Genomic DNA, 4,700 nt, shown 5'->3' on the forward strand with positions numbered 1-4,700 from the left:
AAAATCACATGAACATCTCACCTTATTACCGTCATCATCAACGAATTTAACATTTTTACAATTTTCACACGCACGAACGTCCGGAGGCTGGACGTTGTATTTTTTTCTATCCAAAAATATTTTTTCCATCAAATACTCCTATGATTTAAATATGAATGGAAACTGCATTTCAAATTTATGTAAATTCTTTTTATGTCTATTTTCAATTTCTCCTATTATTTCTTTTGATAAATATGACTTCTCTGAGCCGTGAATCAAATATTCATCCAGTTGTTTATATGAAACTCCCATTTCGTTTTCATCGGTCTGTCCATCGTACAAATCCGCGCTTGGTTCTTTATTTATAATCTGCTTTGGGCAATTCAAAATATTTGCTGCATAATACACTTCGGCCTTACATAAATCAAGAATGGGTTCTATGTCACATGCGGAATCTCCGTATTTCGTTGCATATCCCATATATCGTTCACTCTTATTCTCAGTTCCTACTACCAACCCACCATATAGATTTGTAATGTAATATTGATATATCATTCTTAATCTGGCTTTAAGATTCATTTTTCCTATTTCAATATCCGGAATATTTTTCTTATCCAAATATTTGAAAGTACAATTTGAATTATATTTAAAAAATATATTATATATGGGCAATAAATCAATTGCATTTAAAGTTGTGTTTAAGCTTTCTGCTATCAGTTTTGCATCATTGAATGATTTTTCTGATGATTCAATTCCTATGAAAAACATTCCATAAGGAACTTTAGCTTCTTCCAAAAGATATGCACATACACAAGAATCAATTCCACCAGACAATCCTAATATAAATGGTTTATTTAGTTCAGAATAAATTTTTTGTAATAATTTTATTTTAAATTTGACATTCATCGTTAATGTTCCACCCATTGCAGCCGGTAAATATTCACATTTCATATTGCTCTACTTTCCTCCAAGGAAATATTTGAGATATTTTTTAATAACATCGGAATCTCCTGTATTCTTTCCAGGATCATCTGATAATTTAACAACGGAATTATTATTTATTTCAACAAGTTTCACAACAATATTTAGTGGTAAAAATGCTGTATTGTTTGTTAGTTTTGTTCCTATTCCAAATGTAACCCAAACTCTATTTCTAAAATGTTCAAGGATTGATATTGCTTTATTTATATCCAATGAATCAGAAAATACTATTACTTTATTCTTTGGATCAATTTTATTTTTTTCACATAACTCTATATATTTTTCACCAAATCGAATAGGGTCTCCAGAATCATGTCTAATTCCTTCCCATTCTAAAACTTCTTTCGGATATTTGTCGAATAACCAATCCGATGTGAAAGTATCTGGTAATAAAATGGAAAGGGAATCGCCATATAGTTTTTTCCATTTTTCTGTTATGACTGAATATGCCTTATCAAATTCAAACAAACCAGATGCTCCCATAAATAATTCATGAGCCATAGTTCCAATAGGTTTAATATTATATTTTTTTGCAAAGAATAAATTGGATGTTCCTGAAAATTGATAATTTCCTAAAGAATGGAAATAATTTAAATTGTAAATCATTCTTTCCTGTGTATCAAAATTATATCTGCGCCTGGTTCCAAAATCTGAAAATCTTAATGATCTGCATTTCTTTATTTCTTCTATTAATTCTTCTTGTATTTTCCATTGTTCTGAATGATGAAGTATTTTTCCTCTATTGGATAATCTAGATTCTAATGCCTTGGTGTATGATTCAGAAATTATCGCCATTAGAGGAACTTCATAATAAACTGCATATTTCCAATTACCAATCAATTCTAAAACCAATTCATCATCTGTTACTGCCAACTTATAATTAACATTGTTATTCCCAATTTCCTTTGATAAAAATTCAATATATTCTGTAATGAAAATATTTCTTTCTTCTGGATTATAAAAACTTTTTGCTTTTATATTTGCAAGATATTTTAATTCTTCCTCGGTTGGTTTTAAAGATAATAAATGATTTATATTTTTTTGTAATTCATCAATATCAAGAATTTTTCCAAGGTTAATACTTTTATCTCTGTTTATTAGTTTATATGTTACCATTTTTTGTAAATCAGAATTAAAATAAATTAGTTGACCCATTGTGAATTTGTATAGGTCATTATCAAGAAAACTATTAATTATCATTTTTAAACCTCAAGGTTTTCACTGTAGATCACCTTAACTCCGGCATCTAACATTATTTTCAACTTGGAAGTCATAGTTTCATCACTTATTCCCCGACATGCATCCAATATCAATGTTGTTTTGTATCCATTTTTAACAAAATCTAATGCAGTGGAGCCCACACAATAATCCAATGCTAATCCACAAACATAAACATGCCCTATTTCTTTTTCCTTTAAAAAATCATCTAACATTAAGTTTTCATCTAACATGTCTATAGTGGAATTAAATGCGCTATATTCTTCTGTATCTTTATATTTTCCTTTATATGTAAATATAAGTTTCTCATTATCATAAAAGTTAAATGCTAATTTTGAACCATATGTATTTTGAACACAATGTTTTGGCCATGTTTTAAATGAACTATGATCTTCCGGATGCCAATCGTGCGAAAATACAATATGCTCAAATTTTTTATTCATCACTAATTTTGACAGGGGGAAGATAATTTCATTTCCTCCTGGTACTGGCAATGAACCACCAGGACAAAAATCTCTCTGAAAATCCACAACAATCAATGCCGATTTCATATTTAACTCCTCTCGGAAATTTTATTGAAAAATAAATCAGACTTATTTTTAAACTCTTCCAAATTTCCTATGTTTTCAATCACAAAATCACATTTATCTTTTTGCCATATATTTTCTTTTTGAATATCTATTATCATTTCCATAACGTAATCCGCCCAATTTGATCTTTTTTCTTTTAATAGTTTAACAACACTTTCAATATCATTATCTATCCAAAGTGTTAGATCACAAAGCATATCTAATTTGGCAATAAACAGGATTGCTGATTCTAGAAAAAAATAATCATATTTTTCTTTACATTCTTCTATTAATTTTTTCACTTCTGCTGTTACGAATGGAATCATTATGTTTTGCATTTTTTCTAAATTTTCTTTTTTCTCAAATAATATTCTGTACAAATAACAAGTGTTTAAAAATTTGTTATTGTCATATTCAAACACTAATTCATCACCAAACTCTTTTGATATTGCATCTTTAACATCATCATTGAGTAAACATAGCTCCCTATTAATATCATCTGTTTTACATATTTTTACTTTTCCTTTTTCTTCCATCCAATTTAGAAATGTTGATTTTCCAGTACATACTAATCCTGTCACGCCAATAATTTTCATTTTTAAAACTCCATCGATAAAAAAATAAATAAAGAAAAAGAGTGGCATCAATATATTGTCTGGGATCGCGGTCAGACAACAATCAATGACACTCTTTTATTTTTTGGTAGCGTTGGTGGGACTCGAACCCACAAGGGTCTAATACCCGGCGGATTTTAAGTCCGCTGCGTAAACCGTTCCGCCACAACGCCATATGACTTATTAGAAAAATAAAATTAAAAACCTCCTCCTCATATAAACATATATGTATTTCAAAAGATTAAAAAAATTTACAATATCCTTGCTCCTGGATAAACCCAATCATATCTTATTTCTCCATTAGGAAAATAAATCAATTGTCTTATATCGTTTGGATCGTTAGTATGGGTTAAACAATTTGTTAAGCATAAATTTTGTCCTTGATAATCAAACACTTCTCCGCCATGTGGAAGATTTAATAATTTCTTTGCTGTTCTTTTTACAGATTGATCTATGTGATCAATCATTCTTTGTGCAATTTCATATTCTCTTCTTATATTCATATTATCATATCCACTTGGGAATGTGACTGGTCTCCATGTTAGCTGATCAACTTGACATGCTTTTGAAAATTTAACGAGATTATCAATTTCTTGTGGAGTATCAATATATCCTTTACACCCGACAACACTAAGCCTAACAGAAAATTTTGATGTTTTAGCTATTGCTATATTTTTTGGTAAATGTGGATATTCAGATTTATTATCCAAAAATATCTTTTTATTTTTAGCATCCAAATAATGTGCAACGGATATACAAATCGTTGTTAGTCCAAATCTATACCATCCATCAAGATGATGTTTTATTTTTTCCAACCACAACCCATTTGTTTGCAATTCAATAATTGGAAAATATTTGTATAATATCTGCAAAGAACTTGTAATGTGTTCAGGGTATAGTGTTGGCTCTCCTTTTCCTGTTATTAATGCAGTCGTCACACCACACTTCTCTGCTAATCTTGCCGCAGTATCCAATCTGTCAAGATTTAAGTCAGAACTTAAATCTACTTGCGCTGTGTTTTTTGAAACACAATATGGGCAAGATGCATTACAAGCATTGTTTCCAACTACAACTGAAAATGTTTGAAATTTCATCTAATTCTCCCGTTCATCGTTTGATTTGTCTTTGAAATTTCTAATTACTTTTAATCTATCAATTACTTCTGCTGTTGGTTCGATCAATCTTTCTATTTCTTCTGGGTTTTTATAAACTTGTGGTGCTTCATCTATTGTTGATTTACAAACAGAATCTGATAATATTCCTTCCATATCTTTTTCAAATTCTGAAAACTGCAATCTTCTTTTTGCTTCACTTCTTGACATTATTCTTCCAGCACCAT

General features: G+C 29.6%; 6 protein-coding genes and 1 tRNA gene. All 7 read right to left on the reverse strand.

Annotation, left to right across the window (positions count from 1 at the left end):
- Positions 1-138: 138 nt before the first annotated feature.
- Positions 139-930 carry an NAD(+) synthase gene (nadE, locus tag M0R36_10180; GenBank protein MCK9556165.1) on the reverse strand — a complete coding sequence of 264 codons (792 nt, stop codon included), beginning with the start codon at positions 928-930 and terminating at the stop codon, positions 139-141.
- A gap of 6 nt (positions 931-936) precedes the next feature.
- On the reverse strand, positions 937-2,160 hold the full coding sequence (pncB, locus tag M0R36_10185; GenBank protein MCK9556166.1) for a nicotinate phosphoribosyltransferase: 1,224 nt from the start codon (positions 2,158-2,160) through the stop codon (positions 937-939).
- Positions 2,161-2,162: 2 nt separating this feature from the next.
- Positions 2,163-2,729 carry an isochorismatase family protein gene (locus tag M0R36_10190; protein MCK9556167.1) on the reverse strand — a complete coding sequence of 189 codons (567 nt, stop codon included), beginning with the start codon at positions 2,727-2,729 and terminating at the stop codon, positions 2,163-2,165.
- A 2-nt stretch (positions 2,730-2,731) separates the two neighbouring features.
- Positions 2,732-3,343: a dephospho-CoA kinase gene (gene coaE, locus M0R36_10195; protein MCK9556168.1), complete on the reverse strand. Its 612-nt coding sequence runs from the start codon at positions 3,341-3,343 to the stop codon at positions 2,732-2,734.
- 104 nt (positions 3,344-3,447) lie between these two features.
- Positions 3,448-3,534: transfer RNA gene (locus M0R36_10200), tRNA-Leu, on the reverse strand.
- A 78-nt stretch (positions 3,535-3,612) separates the two neighbouring features.
- A complete protein-coding gene (locus M0R36_10205) occupies positions 3,613-4,455 on the reverse strand; it encodes a radical SAM protein (protein MCK9556169.1) in 843 nt (280 codons plus the stop codon).
- Positions 4,456-4,700: RtcB family protein (locus M0R36_10210; protein MCK9556170.1), on the reverse strand; the 245-nt coding region annotated here is incomplete at its 5' end.

It is taken from the genome of bacterium (genome assembly GCA_023228325.1).
In the GTDB taxonomy this organism is placed as follows: Bacteria; Auribacterota; UBA6266; order UBA6266; family UBA6266; genus UBA6266.

Coding starts and splice junctions, on each gene's coding strand:
- pncB (MCK9556166.1), bottom strand. CDS start 2,160: ATGATAATTAATAGTTTTCTTGATAATGACCTATACAAATTCACAATG.
- M0R36_10190 (MCK9556167.1), bottom strand. CDS start 2,729: ATGAAATCGGCATTGATTGTTGTGGATTTTCAGAGAGATTTTTGTCCT.
- coaE (MCK9556168.1), bottom strand. CDS start 3,343: ATGAAAATTATTGGCGTGACAGGATTAGTATGTACTGGAAAATCAACA.
- nadE (MCK9556165.1), bottom strand. CDS start 930: ATGAAATGTGAATATTTACCGGCTGCAATGGGTGGAACATTAACGATG.
- M0R36_10205 (MCK9556169.1), bottom strand. CDS start 4,455: ATGAAATTTCAAACATTTTCAGTTGTAGTTGGAAACAATGCTTGTAAT.